The organism is Galbibacter sp. L-19 (genome assembly GCF_056857615.1).
Map to the genome: position 1 here is coordinate 37,677 of NZ_JBSXNL010000073.1, position 13,229 is coordinate 50,905.

General features: G+C 34.3%; 13 protein-coding genes. 2 read left to right on the top strand and 11 right to left on the bottom strand.

All coding sequences use genetic code 11. From position 1 onward, the window contains the following. Positions 1 to 102: 102 nt before the first annotated feature. Complete coding sequence (locus AC13CQ_RS17825; RefSeq protein WP_482882976.1) at positions 103 to 1,302, top strand: site-specific integrase; 1,200 nt, start codon at positions 103 to 105, stop codon at positions 1,300 to 1,302. On the opposite strand, the gene AC13CQ_RS17830 is transcribed toward AC13CQ_RS17825, so the two are convergent. The 6 genes from AC13CQ_RS17830 to AC13CQ_RS17855 form a co-directional block, all read right to left on the bottom strand. Beyond that, positions 1,297 to 3,084, bottom strand: a complete 1,788-nt coding sequence (locus AC13CQ_RS17830) for a hypothetical protein (protein WP_482882977.1) — start codon at positions 3,082 to 3,084, stop codon at positions 1,297 to 1,299. The two genes, AC13CQ_RS17825 and AC13CQ_RS17830, sit on opposite strands and share 6 nt — an antisense overlap. Then, complete coding sequence (locus tag AC13CQ_RS17835) at positions 3,084 to 5,006, bottom strand: hypothetical protein (protein WP_482882978.1); 1,923 nt, start codon at positions 5,004 to 5,006, stop codon at positions 3,084 to 3,086. Before AC13CQ_RS17835 ends, AC13CQ_RS17830 begins: the two co-directional genes overlap by 1 nt. Further along, on the bottom strand, positions 5,006 to 7,753 hold the full coding sequence (locus AC13CQ_RS17840) for a phage tail tape measure protein (protein WP_482882979.1): 2,748 nt from the start codon (positions 7,751 to 7,753) through the stop codon (positions 5,006 to 5,008). Before AC13CQ_RS17840 ends, AC13CQ_RS17835 begins: the two co-directional genes overlap by 1 nt. Further along, positions 7,731 to 8,147, bottom strand: coding sequence for a hypothetical protein (locus AC13CQ_RS17845; protein WP_482882980.1), 417 nt, complete (start codon positions 8,145 to 8,147; stop codon positions 7,731 to 7,733). Before AC13CQ_RS17845 ends, AC13CQ_RS17840 begins: the two co-directional genes overlap by 23 nt. Before the next feature lie 135 nt (positions 8,148 to 8,282). Next, complete coding sequence (locus AC13CQ_RS17850) at positions 8,283 to 8,786, bottom strand: hypothetical protein (protein WP_482882981.1); 504 nt, start codon at positions 8,784 to 8,786, stop codon at positions 8,283 to 8,285. Further along, complete coding sequence (locus tag AC13CQ_RS17855; protein WP_482882982.1) at positions 8,783 to 9,586, bottom strand: hypothetical protein; 804 nt, start codon at positions 9,584 to 9,586, stop codon at positions 8,783 to 8,785. Before AC13CQ_RS17855 ends, AC13CQ_RS17850 begins: the two co-directional genes overlap by 4 nt. 265 nt (positions 9,587 to 9,851) lie before the next feature. On the opposite strand from AC13CQ_RS17855, the gene AC13CQ_RS17860 reads away from it, so the two are divergent. Then, entirely contained in the window at positions 9,852 to 10,001 is a 150-nt protein-coding gene (locus AC13CQ_RS17860; protein WP_482882983.1) for a DUF6364 family protein, read from the top strand. 312 nt (positions 10,002 to 10,313) lie between these two features. On the opposite strand, the gene AC13CQ_RS17865 is transcribed toward AC13CQ_RS17860, so the two are convergent. From AC13CQ_RS17865 to AC13CQ_RS17885, 5 genes are all read right to left on the bottom strand, one after another. Further along, positions 10,314 to 10,817 carry a hypothetical protein gene (locus AC13CQ_RS17865; RefSeq protein WP_482882984.1) on the bottom strand — a complete coding sequence of 168 codons (504 nt, stop codon included), beginning with the start codon at positions 10,815 to 10,817 and terminating at the stop codon, positions 10,314 to 10,316. Continuing rightward, positions 10,814 to 11,386 (bottom strand): N-acetylmuramidase family protein, encoded by a 573-nt coding sequence (locus tag AC13CQ_RS17870; RefSeq protein ID WP_482882985.1) that lies wholly within the window; start codon positions 11,384 to 11,386, stop codon positions 10,814 to 10,816. Before AC13CQ_RS17870 ends, AC13CQ_RS17865 begins: the two co-directional genes overlap by 4 nt. A 210-nt stretch (positions 11,387 to 11,596) precedes the next feature. Further along, positions 11,597 to 11,821, bottom strand: coding sequence for a hypothetical protein (locus AC13CQ_RS17875; protein WP_482882986.1), 225 nt, complete (start codon positions 11,819 to 11,821; stop codon positions 11,597 to 11,599). Between the two features lie 20 nt (positions 11,822 to 11,841). Next, complete coding sequence (locus tag AC13CQ_RS17880; RefSeq protein ID WP_482882987.1) at positions 11,842 to 12,621, bottom strand: hypothetical protein; 780 nt, start codon at positions 12,619 to 12,621, stop codon at positions 11,842 to 11,844. Continuing rightward, on the bottom strand, positions 12,618 to 13,229 hold a 612-nt coding region (locus AC13CQ_RS17885), incomplete at its 5' end, for a tail fiber domain-containing protein (protein ID WP_482882988.1). The genes AC13CQ_RS17885 and AC13CQ_RS17880, both read right to left, overlap by 4 nt.

Consider the following 13,229-nt stretch of genomic DNA (forward strand, 5'->3'; position numbering starts at 1 on the left):
AACATAGAAGTAGAGATACAATAGGCGAATAGCTTACAGTGAGAAATCACCGTAAGTTGTTCGCCATTAGTATTTTATACCTACTTCATTAAATTCTTTAAAATGATAGTGAATAATAGTTTTCAAGATTTTGTCCCACAATTTGTCTCACAAAATATGAATGGGAAATTAAGTTACAAGATTAGGATTAAAGATGAGTACACTAGATCTGATGGCACATGTGCTTTGTATTTGGATATCTCTTTAGAAAGCAAAAGAAAAAAACTACCTATGGGACTTTCTGTTGCTAAAATTCATTTTGATAAGAATAAGCAGCGGGTTAAAAAAAGTTATAAGTATAGTAAGGATTATAATTTATTGATTGAAAAAGTACTTGCAGACATCAATGCTATCGAAGTAAATTATAGACTTGCAAATGAAATAATGACCTTAGATAAGGTTATTCAAGATTTAAAGCGACCTAGTTTACGGATTGATTTTAATGTTTTCGCTAAAAACTACTTAGATTCTCAGAAGGAAATATTAAAGCCTTCTACTTACAGGCAACAAAATGGAGCTCTAAATAAAATTAAAAGATTTAAAGATCCTCTTTACTTTTCGGAAATTGATAATTCTTTGATAGATGAGTTTGTTTTGTATTTAAAAACAAAACTGAAGAATTCCACACCTACCGTAAATGGCACTTTAAAAAACTTTAAGAAATATCTTCATGCAGCAAACAAGCGTGGCATCATTACAAAGGTTGACTACTCCGACATTAAAGTGGGAAGCATGAAGGGTAATTTTACCTTTTTATTACCTGAAGAAGTGAAAGCTTTGTTTGAATACTACAACAATAAATATATTAACCCTACTTGGAAGAATATTTTGCAGCGTTATTTATTTTCATGCTTTACTGGTTTGCGCATTAGTGATATAGAAAGTATTTCTAAGGATAATGTTATAGGAGATACATTGGCTTTTACAATGGTAAAAACCAACACATTTATTAAAATTAAGCTCAATAAAACAGCTTTAAATCTAATCTCTGAAGGGAATACCATGTTTAATGAATACTACTCCCGAGAGTATATTAATAGAGAATTAAAACTGATTGCAAAAGCATGTGGAATTAAAAAGAGAGTTTACTACCATAGTAGCAGACATACTTTTGCAACCAACTATTTAATTTCTGGAGGTAAAGTAGAAAATCTACAGAAGCTTATGGGGCACGCAGAGATAAAAACAACAATGATCTATGTACACACGGTGCAATCCATTTTAAATAATGAAGTGCAGTTAATGGATTCGATTGTGTTATAACGTCTCACTCTCAACTTCTACTTCCCAATAGTCAACAGACAGTCGGGTACGCTTTATCTCTTTTATTAAATGTAATTCATTGTACTTATAAGATACGGTGTTTAAGCTTAAAGGCTCGGTTATGTGTGCCTCAAAAGTATCTTCAAACGTAAAGTTGTTAGTACGGATACCTATCCACGTTTGCCAAAAATCATTAAACGTATCTTGTAAAGACAAGCTACTATTGTTTATTGATTGTACACAAGGGTTTCTTCCTTCTTTTAATCCGTTATACAGTCCGAATAGCAAATCGGGGCGCTCCTCTGGGTAAGAGCCTGTAATAATGTTGTTGTTTTGCTCAATTAAAATATTTCTGATCGGCATTTCTATCTCAACAACATCCTTATTTTTCCCGTCAATTTCTGAAAATAATTGTCCGTTACTGCCTATTAAAATACTAGCTCCATCTTCATAGATAAGTTTGTATACTTTATTCTTATTTGATCGTTTAACTTTGTCTGGATCTTCCAGATGCGTATGATTATCGGGAATGAAATTATGAATTATTTCTTCTAAAAAATTTATAGTTACCCATTCGTCTTCTATTGATATATCTATATTAAGCCAGTTCTTTAAGTTGTTTATATAATTACCAAACGTCATGTCTGGAAGGTATTTGTTTAAAGAATAGCTTATTGGGAAGGTGTTTAATTGACCGCCGCTTAACGAATATTCGAGAGAATTATATTCGCTTAAATCGGTGGTTAGGTATCGGAGCGTCATTTTTACATAAATACGATCTCCCACATTCTGGTCGTCAACATTTATAGTCATGCTTTCCGATATAATCACTCGGTTTCCTGCAGTAGAAGTTTGATTGTAATAGTAAGTCTTCACTTCAGTAGTTGTGTCCTGTTGATATATTTCAAGCTTGAAATACTTCGTGTAAGCAGGCGGAAGGTTTAATTTCAGTTCTATTTTATAACTCCCTTCTACAGTAGGTAAATAAGTTCGCTCATATACTCCAAATCGAGTACTTCCTTGTAGGTAGTTACTCGTTGGAGTGGAAAAGGAATGAAAGTCGTAGGTGTTGCCTTTAAAGCTTTCAATAAAATTATCGGGGATATACACCGTTTTTTTAAGTTTTTCATGCTCAAAAAAACTACCTCTCACTTTTTTGCCTTCCGTTTCAAAACCAAACTTTACAATTTCTAACATATAGGTAAATGGAGCCATAACGTTGTAATTTTTAGCAACATTAGTGCCTTCTTCATTTACTATTTCATTTTCAATAAAGTTGGTGCCGTCATAATTATTAATCAAACCTAAAAAAGCATCATAATTACCATCGCCAGATAGTTCTCTACGAAAAACAGTAGGCCAGTTGTGCGATACTTCTGGCCATGATTTGTTTAACATCGATTTGGCTAATGATGCAAAACTGTCCGTAACCGTTACTGGCCATGGAAGATCTTGTAAATTTATGTCGTAAACGGGGAGCGTTTCGTCTCCATAATAAATAGTAATTTCTATGCTATTACTTCCAACATCTCCCAACAATAATACTGCCGAAAAATATCGGTCGTCCATGTATAATATACCAGAGTCATTACTTACATAAGAGGTTACATTGTCTATGTTCGGTAAACCTAGTTTTTCTACAACAATATCATCAAACGAAATGTTTAATGGCAATGAGTAGTTTTTTTCCATGCTATCGTTAAATCGATTGCTCTTTTCAATGAAAGTTATTTTATAACTATTCAAATCGATTCTGTAATTACTTGTTTGAAAGTATACCATTACTGAATAGCTTTTTTAAAGGTTAAGGTTCTGTTTAAGTTGTAATTTCTAGTTTCGTAAAGCGTTAAATTCTTATTGGTGCATACTACCTCAAACGTTTCTCCACGCACTTTTAAAAATATTTGTTTAGCATCTAAAACCGTAAGCAACCAATCGATCTCTTCTTGGCTATAAACATTTCCTGTGTTTACAGCATACGTTAATGGTTGAGATGTTTTAAGCACCTTGGTGTATCGCTTTCCTTCTTGATTTATAACAGTTTCTTCGGCTTCTCGAGGTTTTACTATTTGCAAAACCCCTGTTAAATCAAATATTTCTGGCAGTTGCCATTCGTTAAGCCAAATAAGTTGAGAGCGTTCTGCTTCGCTTTTTTTGATGAAAACATCTATTGATATTATATCGCATGAAATAGTAATTTTATCTCCAACAGACAGGGAATAGTCGGCTAAATTAACAAAGGCAGTAAATATATTTCCCGCCAATCCAGAAGCTGGAATAGTGGCTTCTATTGCTCCAGTAATTGTTATTTCTGTTGGAACCGTATCCGTTTTAAAAGAAAAAGAAACAACACCATCTTTTACGGTTGTTATTTCTGTTGGAATGTACGTTAGCCTATTGGCAATTTTTGGCGTTTTTCCATTTATAAATTGAACATTGCTAAAATTAGATCGTTGTGTTAGTGCCGATTGCCCTATTATTTTATCATAAATAATAAAATCCATTTTTAAGGGTGTAATCGGAGAGAATAAACGAGAATTTATGTTTGAAACAAATGGATTAGGACGTAATAAACGTACGGTTTCTAACCCCATTAATACTGATGCAATATTCTCTACATACGGCGCTTTTTTTGTGTAAGGTTTAATCGTTCCGGAGGAAGCTTCTGTATTAAAGTTTACTACAATTTCAGAGTTGTCTTGATCATTGGTTACGGTTAACAAATTACGATCGTCGGCATAATAAAAACCATTACTAGCAATACCTACTACTTCGGCACGTGTAATACGTAATAGTACACTTACTGTTTTTACAGAAGAATTAGTTGTTATGGTAATCGTAGCAGGATAAGCACCAATTGGCAAGGTCTCGGTACTGACAGTGCTTACTGTAATATTTGTTATTCCAGCACTTCCCGAGGTTGCCGAGTACAACAACCAACCAACGCTATCGGTAATAGTAAATGCTTCCGAACTATCTATTTTTAAAGCGCGTTGTTTGGTGGGGGTTTCTTGGTATTTTTCGGAAACCTCAAAGGCTGCTGGCGTAACGGTTAAGTATTCTGTAGGAGTTACTTCTCCTTGCACAGGGAGTAATACGTTAACGGTTTCTGAGTTACCAGCACTATCCGTTATAATTATTTTTCCTGTATGATTACCAGGAGGCAAACCTGTAACGTCTGCATTAACTTCCAATTGTCCGTTTTGACTGCCACTTGTTTCTCCTAAAACAATCCAACTCTCGCCTGTGTTGGCTGTCCAATTTCCCTCGGTTGTTATACTTAAAAATTTAGTAGGCGGAATATTACCTCCAATGGTATAACTATTAAAATTTAAAGGATTGGGAGAGACTTTAAGAGTAACCGTTTCTTGAATTTCTAAATTATACGTAAAATATTGACGCTTTAATTTACCAACAATCCCAGCATGCTTGAATATAATCTGACCACTATAATTACCAGGAGCCATTCCTGTGGCAACCGATTCATTAATAGTTACATTATAAGTTACTCTGTCTGGATTGCCACCTCCATAAGGTTGCTTAGATACGTATATTACTTTTAGCCAATTTGGTTTTGATTCTACCCAAGGGCCATCTCCAAACGGACCATTAGAAGTATCTGCTGGCGTAACAATTATATTGTCTGAAGGAATTAAAACACTCTTCTTATATGTTTTTGAAAGATTAGTAGGAGATAAAGCCATTACGAATTAATTTTAGCGGTTTGTTTTGTTTTTTGAAGCTTGTTATACTCTTTATCAAACTTATCGAGTTCTCTGTTGTTCCAGATGTTTTTTGCATAAACACCTTTATCTATAAGTTCATATATAGCATTTGAAAATGCATACATGGCATTTGCATCTACACTCGATTGACTGGAGGTATTGGCACTAGGAATTCCAGATAGTTTTTCTTGACGTTTCGTTTCGAGGTAATCTATTACTTGCGGAACTTCTGGGTCTGTACGGACAAATTTTGGAATAACATATTCGTCTTCTTCAATAGTTCCACGCACAAAACCCCCAGAATTTCTACCGAGTCCTAAATCGCCTCGTCCCGTTTCTCCTCCTGTTGCGAAGGAGGGAACATCTACAGAAGGAGGTTTTATTTCACTACCTATACCTATAGCTCCTTTTACTGCTGAAATTATTCCCGCTACTTGAGCAGCAAATCCTAATAATAAAGGGATGTTTTGAGGAAATCCAACTGCCGCAGTTGCTGCAGTTCCAGCCGCAATATCAGAAGTAGACTTAGCAGTATCTGCGATTACTTTGTTTTTTATTATTCCAATTTGAAGTAATGATTCTTTAGCCGCTAAAACACCTTTATAGGCTAATAAAGCTTGCCCTAATCTACTTTCTCTTCCAACAAAATCGATGCTAGAATTAATAAGGTCATTTTGAAACTTCTTCTTCTCTTGGAATTCTTTTAATTGAAACTTTTTCTTTTCTTCTATCCGCTTTGCCTCGGCAGCTTTTTCCTTTTCTAATCTTTCCTCTGCATATTTATCTCTAATGTCCTGTATTTGAAGCTCTTTTTCTTCTTCAAGTCTAGATAGTAAGGCAGTTTCTTCTCCTGCTTGCTCTTCAAGTTTGGCAAACTTTTCTTCTAATCGTAGAACTTCCTCTTCTTCTTTTTGCTGATCTTTTTCAAAGCGGTTTAACTCTTCTTGGATTTCTCGTTCCTTTTCAAACTCATCCAAGGCTTGATTAACTTTATCTCGAATAGCCTTTTCTTTTTCTATCCGCTTTTGAGCTTCATTATCTACTTTAGAATCTGCATCAGATTCGTTGCCTTCTCCATTCCCATTTTCCTTATTTTCTATTAAAGAAGCATTCTTTAATGTTTCTTGATATTTAACGAAAGCATCACTCTCTCCCTTGGCAATGAGTTGTAATTCTTTTAAATAAGCTTCATTCTCAGCAAGTTTTGTTTCTAACGCATCTTTAGTTCCAAATATATTCCCGAAAGCTCCAGTGTTATTTATTTTTTCTTGAAGTCTTTCAATATTCTTCTCCGTGGATTGTATTAAAAAATCGGCTTCTTCTTTTACGCTTCTCCCAGTAGATTTTGCATATTCTGTAACCGTTTCGAATGCTTTCTTTTGACCTTCTCCAGCTGCTTCTTGTTTTAATTGATTGATAGAGGTAAATAAAATTCTAACACCACGAAGTACATTGGTAAAGATTTCTGTAGATATTGCTTTTAAATTTGTAAGCATAGCAGGAAATCCACTACTTGAAGCATCAAATAAATCAGCTAAAGATTGCTCATATTCAGTATTTGCATCCGAGAGTCTTTTAGTAGCTCTTTCGTTATCATTTAAAACCTTATTTTCTTCTGATAAAGCCTCATTTAATTGTAGTATTATTTCTGAAAAACCACCTGCATCTTCTCCCGCTCCTTTAAAAACATCCGCAACAATTTGTTGTTGCTGTTGGTAATTAAGCCCTATTTTTTTAGACTCATCTATTATTCTAGAAATAGCTTCTTTAGTCGTTACCTCTCCCGTTTTTACTCCTTCTGCGATTTCTTCTGCAAACTTTTCGCCAAAGGCGTTTTCTAAGGCATCCCGTTGTGTTTTGGTCATCTCCTTTAAAGCAAGGTCAGCTTCTTTTAAAGTATCTAATAACTTGTCGTTATAAATGCCGCCTGTTGCTTCTTGCGTAGCGATATCAATAAAATCTTGTGCGCTAAATCCTGCGTTTTTAAACTGTACAGGATATTCTTTTACTTTATCGAGAAAATCACCTCCAACATCTGCTCCTCTTGTAAAACCATCATTTATTAATTCTAACGCTTCCTGTTGACTAATTTTCATTTGTTTAGAAAGTGCATTTGATGCTCTTAAAACTTCATTGAATTCTTTGTCGAAAGTTTCTGCAGTAGCCTGAACGGACGCCCTATATTGTTCTAAATCCCTCCCTTCTAAACTTGTTAACTGTTTAGTTAGACGTGTAGATTCAGCTATACTTTTATTGTAATTAAGCCATAATTTTGTAACTCCACCAACAGCAGCTAGTGCAGCTATAGTAGCGCCGATAGGTGTTGCTATAAATGCTAAAGCTGATCTAGCGGCACTCTTAATACCAGCGCTTATTCCTATAAAACCTGCCTGTACTGCTAGTAAATCTCCGCTTTTAAAACCGCCGATGATATTAGAAATACTTTCGGAATATTCATTTAAAGAGGACGACCCTTCCTCTAAGACTTTATTTGTTTTTTTGGTACTATCTAGAAATTCGGTTTGCTCCTTACGTGCGTAATCAAGCTCCTTGCCTAAGCGTTCTACTTGTTTATAAGCTGCTTTCCATTCGTCGCTACCTATGGGAGCACGATTCATTTGTGCTTTCGCTTTTGCATATTCTTTTCGCAAATTGGTAAGGGTGCGCTCTACCTCTTTACCATTTACATAAATATGTAACCTTCTAGTTATTGCCTTGTCTGCCATCGGTAACGGAAATTATATTGGTAACATTAGTTTCTACTTCTTCGCCTCGTAATTCAGCTACTTCGGTAGCTAGTTTTTCTATTGCATTTGTTTTATCAAACAGTGCATCAAAGTGTCCGTAAGATTTTAAAGTCATTGCTACTCTATTCTTTTTAATTCCTTCAAAGCCATAGTGTTGAATAAATGTTGCTTTGGATGCTTTCAAAACAATCGCATCTAAAGCATCGTATCTCATGCGTACACTTGCGCCAACACTCTTAATCATTTGTCCTGTTTGCGAAGTGATGGATGCTTTTAATACTTTTCTTAAATCTCTACGTAAGGTTCTAGCAGCATTTTGACCTGCTTTTTTTTCTAATTCGGTAAGATTTCGATTGTTATCTCCAAGTCTCATGGTGCATATATTTATATGCAATTTGGCGGGAAATAGGGATGAAAAAAAGGACACGGAATTTGACAGGAGTAACCACAAAAAAACCACGCCTTACGGGGCGTGGGTAAAACCAATAAGCAATCAACTATGGTTTTATTATGGGCAAGGGGAGGAGATATCGTTCCAATTGTCTGGATTAGGCTGCATGTTAGTTTTTATGTTGTTCAGTTTAATTTCAAACCGATATCCAAAAAGTCTATCTGTGTAAATAGGACCTACTTTATGATATTGCACATTCTCTATATGAAATAAATTGTACAATACCGAGTTCTGTAAACGGGCATCGTAGCGCATACGTGCTAGAAATTCTTTACCTATGCGTTCGCATTCGTCTAGCTTGGTGTCTTCATCGGTATAATCGCCTTGGATTGGTTTCTGAAGTATTGAGAATGCAAAATCTTTATTATCTATAGAATTGTTGGAAGAGCTGCCAGAAAAGTTTCCTTCGGGACTTTCTAAAGCCATTGCAGGATAGGCAATATTGCTACGTATACTACCTTGTATTTCGGAAATATTGAATCTAAAAAACGATTGTGTGTGTACGTTTGCCGCGTGGAGTTGCTCCATATAATCGGCTATTACTTTGTGTGTTATATTCATTTTCGTGGGCGTTTTTTAATTTCTATAAGTTCACGCTCATAAATGCTGAAAAACTCATTTACTAATAAGTTTTGTACGAGGTGTAGTTTACTTGGGTCGTAATCTATTTTAGCAGAAATTAACTCACCAAAAGGCACATACCGTGCTTTATATTTTTTCTTCCCTGTTTGTTTTGGCGGCTTCGGAAATATGTTTGGGTAAATAGATACTATATGATTTCGGCAACCTTCAAACGTATAGGCAATAGCGAGTTTCTTTTTTACAGATACTTTTTGCCATTGGTCGGTTGCTTTTTCGGCGGTGATTTTATTAAAAGGTTTGCGGATGTCTATTTCGGAGGGAACGTCGGCTTTCTCCCTATATAGAATAGAGCAAAGCAAGCTTAAAAACACTTCGTTGTTCGTTTCTTTCCATTGGTAGTAAACGCTATCGGCAAATGCAAACTCGCCAATAGTGCAATTTTTTAATCTAAAATGAGGTGCGTAGTAGTGCTTCCTGCCAATTTTATACTTTGGTATAAATTTGGTACGAGATATACCTTCAAAAATAAATTTGGAAAATGGAATATACGCTCGGACTGGAATGTGCTTTAAAGCGAGGTATGTTTTATAAAAATTATTTCCACGTAGTAGTTCTTTAGCTACTTGATAATATAAGGTTGTATTTGCCTCCAGATGCTTTTGCTCATCTTCGAGGTCTTTAACCAGTAGGTGGTTGTTATAAATAGCCACCGAAATATTTTCTAATTGTTTTTTAGAAAGATCATTCCAATTATCTGGTACCTTAACGTTTAACCTCATTGCTAAATTGTTTTGTGCAATTTGGCAGTAAATAGGAACGAAAAAAAGGACATAGAAAAAGCCAACTTTAAGGAGTTGGCTTTTTAAGTTTCAGTATTATTCTACTATAAAAGAAGATTAACGAATATAAAGATAGTTAAATTTTATTTAACAATCTGATATTCATTTAATTGTTAAAAACTTTGTTGATAATAATTGAATTATGTTATCATATAATCACTTAATTTACATAATTTTATAATAAACCAATTTAATATATAAAGATATGAGTGAAAAAACATCAAAACCAAAAACAATCACCCTCAACACTGAAGTGATTGATAAGGTGGAAAAAATGGCTCAACAACAAAATCGAAATTTTTCGAATATGGTGGAAACTTTACTTATGAATAATTTAAAAGAAATTAGGCTTTAAAATAGAAAAAGGGTGCTGGTTAGAGCGCCCTTTTTTTAACACGATAGAGAGACGTGCTTTTTAATATTATCTCTCTACTTAAAAACCATTATATATGGCTGTTAGAATAACTCGCCGTACTAGAACGGTAAGAATCCCTACAAGGATTACCATTACTAGACGTGTTAGAGTTACAACGAGAGTAAGCAAGTAGCAACTCGATTAAAGGAGGAAAGGGAGTTTTCCTCCTTTTTTCTGTTCTAATATAACGTTTTTAATGTAAAAATCGTGCGCGAATATAGTTAAATTTTTTACAATTTCAGTTATCAAGTATTACTTTACAACTCGATTTTTAAGCCATGTAATCGGGTTTATCTTCTTAACGCATAGCCTAATAATAAATAATACTACTGCAATAGCTAGAAATAACCACAGCCAATCGAATAAATTAAAAGAGGTGTCTTTGTCTAGATTTAAGTTTTTAGACTGCTTTTCACTCTTAAAATCGGTTTCGGAATTATCAGAAAGGTTTATTTCGGAATTATCTTGTAAAGCTCTTTCCGTAGCTTCCTCGGTTTCCTCTTCCGTTATTCTAGCGTTTTTAAATGGTATGCCGTTGTAATGTGATTCCTTACTTGCGTCCTTAGGCTCAATCGTTGTTTTTACGCCTTTTTTTGTTGTGAGCACATTAGAAGTTATATCATTTTTAATATTGGTGTCAACGTCTTTTTTTTCAGAAAAAGCAGTTTCTTCTTTTTGTAGGTCAACGGTTTTCTTTTTTGAGCCGCAGGAACATATTCCCGATATCAGCAAAACGATTAAGATTATTTTTTTCATCTCGAATACATTTTATATGCTTTCAGCATCTTTTCATCATAACGGTTTTTTGCATAACCTGGACCATTATATCCACGAGCAAAACCTTGCCAGTCTTTTCTTCTTAATTCATCGTCTAAGCCTACGGAAAAGATAAAGTTTACAAAAGCTTCTAGGTGCTTTCTCTCCGATATATCCATAGCAAACATAAAAGCTTCAGGAGTATCAAATCCTGCGCGCTTATAATTGAAACCCATAATTTGAAACTTCCCCCAACTAGCCGATTTTATAGCGGCAATAGTATCTAATTCAAAGGCACGTTTAAAACGTTCATATTCCTCGAAACCATTTCCGTAATATTTAGTAGTCCAATTTTTATACGAAATATCTTTGTAAATCTCTCTTTTGGAATACTTCCCTTCAGTTTCTTGATGGAATATATGGCCTTCAAAAAGAATCTTAGGGCTTCCATCTGATAAAAAACCAGTCTTAGCACTTTCCACGTGCGCTACTGCCTTTATTACGGCAAGCTCGCAGCCTATTTTATCGGCTGCCCATTGGTAGTCGTTATCTGTTAGTGTTGGTTTCATGTCAATAAATCTTTTTTAATCGATTTAATAAATCGCTTCCAACTTCTTTTATGATGTCTGTTAACGATATTTTTTTTAATTAAATATACCCAGTAGAACGAAGCAAGAATAATAGGTATAAAGCTAAGTATTGACGTAAAAGATATCGCTGTGTAAAATGTAAACAGCGTTGGGGCTACTAATTTTATCATAGCTTCATTATGCATTTTTTTACTTTTCAGTTTTCTTTTTTAAATAGGCTTTCACACTTTCCATTACTAAAGCCAAAGCTAAAGATCCACCCATAACATAACCGTCATTCTTATCTAGGTAAATAGGATCTCCTTTTACAACTGGCACACCAATTCTAAATATTACATATAGTAATACAACCGCATAAGCCGACCATCTTATTAGTATTTCAATCTTGTCTGCTTTTGATTTTTCTTTTAGCATAGTTATTTATATTTATAAATTTATAAAGTAGAGCAAAATACTGATGAAGTAAATGCTGTTCCATTCCAAAATCTAACTCTATTTCCGTCTGAATAATAACCAGAATCCGCATATGTTGAACCATATTCATTAATAAATAGTTCTGTAGCTCCAACAAAAGTAGCCCCATTGTTTATATACAATTGATTAGGATTTGTTGAGAAATCACTACAAGCACCTGACTCTGTTCCCGAAAAACCTAAATCTATAGATGTTTTTGGTTCTCCGCAATTAAAATTTTCTACAAAATCACCATTAGAATCAAAGTGTCTTATAACATTTTCATCTGATAAATATCCTTTATACGCTATAAATTTATCTCCAGTTCCATTTACAACTGGAGATTTTACATATATTTTGTCAGCACTTAAAAAAGTTTCTCCATTTTTTACATAAATAGTACCTTCGCATACTGTTGAGCATATCCAATACACATCCCCTTGCGGTGATTCGTCAATTCCATCTCCATTACAATCTTCTACTTCATACAAATCTTGATATGGCCAGCCATGAATTTTTGGTATAGCTGTAAATTCTGGAGATTCATAATTTCTAAAGTTATTTTGTCTATCCTTACTACCTTTGTATGTGGGATCAAACCCATCTTCAAAAGAAACTTCAAAAGACCCAATTAATGATTCTATGTCACATTCGCAACCCTTCTCCACCTCTGTCTTAACATCCTGCAATGAAAACGTATTAGTATTTGGTACTTGCCCAAATAACGGAATGCAAAATAATATTAATAAATACTTTTTCATTTCTTCAATTTTGAATAAATTATAAATCCAAATAATAACACAATAACGCCATACATATAATAATCACTATTCTTTTCAGCTTCTAACATAGCTACTCTTTTTTCTAGTTTAGCCTGTTTAAGAATTAATAAATCAATGTATGCTACTTTCTTATATCCATCCTCTCCATCTACTACTAAGCTAGGAGCATATTTCTCAACTTCTTGCGCAATAACTCCGTAACGTTTAGTTTTAGTGCTATCAGATTTGTAATTAAACGTATAGTAACCGTTACCTATCGACTCTATGTTTTCTTTTAATCGTTTATCACTTGAAAGGATGAAGTTTGTAGCTGTAATTGTGCCTGAGAATGTTTCATTTGATATATCAGTTCTAGCGAAGTTTGTAGAATTGATTCCATCTAATAAATCAGCGTTGACGTTTGTTATTCCTGATCCGTTGCCTGAAGCAATTCCAGTCCAAATAATATTCCCTGTAGTTCTACCAAAAGTAAATCTATTTGTAGTGCCATCTCTAAATTCCAAATTCCCCGTCGATAAATCCCAATAAGTACTTCCATTAGAACTTCCAAATATTCTTGAATTTCCATTTGTCCCAAAAGAAGGAGA

What these genes read in the sequence shown, in the direction of transcription:
- AC13CQ_RS17870 (WP_482882985.1), bottom strand. Translation starts at nt 11,386, where the DNA reads ATGAAACCAACACTAACAGATAACGACTACCAATGGGCAGCCGATAAA.
- AC13CQ_RS17840 (WP_482882979.1), bottom strand. Translation starts at nt 7,753, where the DNA reads ATGGCAGACAAGGCAATAACTAGAAGGTTACATATTTATGTAAATGGT.
- AC13CQ_RS17855 (WP_482882982.1), bottom strand. Translation starts at nt 9,586, where the DNA reads ATGAGGTTAAACGTTAAGGTACCAGATAATTGGAATGATCTTTCTAAA.
- AC13CQ_RS17875 (WP_482882986.1), bottom strand. Translation starts at nt 11,821, where the DNA reads ATGCTAAAAGAAAAATCAAAAGCAGACAAGATTGAAATACTAATAAGA.
- AC13CQ_RS17865 (WP_482882984.1), bottom strand. Translation starts at nt 10,817, where the DNA reads ATGAAAAAAATAATCTTAATCGTTTTGCTGATATCGGGAATATGTTCC.
- AC13CQ_RS17860 (WP_482882983.1), top strand. Translation starts at nt 9,852, where the DNA reads ATGAGTGAAAAAACATCAAAACCAAAAACAATCACCCTCAACACTGAA.
- AC13CQ_RS17845 (WP_482882980.1), bottom strand. Translation starts at nt 8,147, where the DNA reads ATGAGACTTGGAGATAACAATCGAAATCTTACCGAATTAGAAAAAAAA.
- AC13CQ_RS17830 (WP_482882977.1), bottom strand. Translation starts at nt 3,084, where the DNA reads ATGGTATACTTTCAAACAAGTAATTACAGAATCGATTTGAATAGTTAT.
- AC13CQ_RS17835 (WP_482882978.1), bottom strand. Translation starts at nt 5,006, where the DNA reads ATGGCTTTATCTCCTACTAATCTTTCAAAAACATATAAGAAGAGTGTT.
- AC13CQ_RS17880 (WP_482882987.1), bottom strand. Translation starts at nt 12,621, where the DNA reads ATGAAAAAGTATTTATTAATATTATTTTGCATTCCGTTATTTGGGCAA.
- AC13CQ_RS17850 (WP_482882981.1), bottom strand. Translation starts at nt 8,786, where the DNA reads ATGAATATAACACACAAAGTAATAGCCGATTATATGGAGCAACTCCAC.
- AC13CQ_RS17825 (WP_482882976.1), top strand. Translation starts at nt 103, where the DNA reads ATGATAGTGAATAATAGTTTTCAAGATTTTGTCCCACAATTTGTCTCA.